The 1,217-nt window shown below is 48.5% G+C and carries 2 protein-coding genes; both read right to left on the minus strand.

All coding sequences use genetic code 11. The features are described 5' to 3' along the window. On the minus strand, window positions 1-577 hold a 577-nt coding region (locus tag Q7U95_RS01925), incomplete at its 3' end, for a YicC/YloC family endoribonuclease (protein ID WP_308751587.1). A gap of 162 nt (window positions 578-739) precedes the next feature. Beyond that, window positions 740-1,126 (minus strand): preprotein translocase subunit SecG, encoded by a 387-nt coding sequence (secG, locus tag Q7U95_RS01930; RefSeq protein WP_308751588.1) that lies wholly within the window; start codon window positions 1,124-1,126, stop codon window positions 740-742. Window positions 1,127-1,217: the final 91 nt, after the last annotated feature.

The following is a 1,217-nucleotide window of genomic DNA, read 5'->3' on the forward strand; positions in this document are numbered from 1 at the left end:
TGAGCATATCGTTCACACGCTTCTGGAGCTTTTCATAATACTCGCTCACGATAACCGGCGCCCTGTCGCTGATGTTCCCGAGCACTTCTTCGATCACCTTGCAATGCGAAAGCAGGTCGGCCTGCAATTCCTCGCCCTCGGCCTGCCTCATCTTCCTGAGACTGCCCAACGCGTCGGTCGTTACCTTGAAAACCGCCTTCTCAAGCAGTTCCTTCTGCCGTTCGTCCGGCGAGTACGATTCCACTACTCCCGGAAAGCTCAGCAGGTTCGTCAGGTTGATTGTGCATTTATCGGGGCAATCCGCCACGGCGTTGTTAAGCTGCTCAACGTAATACTTTACGATACCGGTATTTATAGTCGCAAGAGGCTTTTCCGCCGCGCTCTTGAGCTGCAAAGAAAAATACACCGAGCCTCTGGTTATGCCCTGTCGCAACTGCTTCTCGATGGTTTCTTCCAAAAAGTTCACATTTTCAGGCAGCTTTAAGCTTACCTTCAGGAACTTGTTGTTCACAGTTCTTATCTGCGCGCAATAGTAGAACCCATCCGCTTCGTAAACAGCCTCCCCATAGCCTGTCATACTCTGTAACATATTTTGCTCTCAATCTGTAACAAAACACATAATGCCCGGCGGCAAGTTTATATCGTTTAAAACCGCATAACAGAACACACAACCGTGCCGTAATATAACAAACGGCGTGGTTGCGTGTTCTGCCTGAAAAACTATCTTAGTTTTGCCAAATCACTCGGTTGTTTCGGCCTGCGGAGCTGCTTCCTGAGCCGGCTCTTCAGGCATTGTCGTGTTCTCTTCAAGCAAAGCGCTTGTGTCGACCGCAGTAGTATCGACCGCGTCCTGAAGTCCCTTCAGCTCTGTCGGCCTGTAAAACTTGGCCATCAAAACGCCCACCGTCAAAAAGACGACAGTCAGACCGATAGTAACCCAGGTAAGGAAGTCGCCTGTTTTCGTGCCTAAAAGGCTGTTCGAGCCTGCGCCGCCGAAGGCCGCCCCAAGTCCGCCGCCTTTACCCTTTTGAATAAGGATAAGAAGGATCAAAAACAATGCGGCTATAAACCACACAACGCCGACCAACATCATAATGACTGGTACTTTGGCAAGTAATAAACTCATACTTAAATTATCCTGAAATAAAGATTTATCGTCTTAGTACGCAAAAGTTTTACGCGTAAACTTCTGCCGTTATTTTTATCATTTCCGAGAA

Origin of the sequence: Candidatus Oleimmundimicrobium sp. (genome assembly GCF_030651595.1) — a bacterium.
Lineage (GTDB): Bacteria > Actinomycetota > Aquicultoria > UBA3085 > Oleimmundimicrobiaceae > JAUSCH01.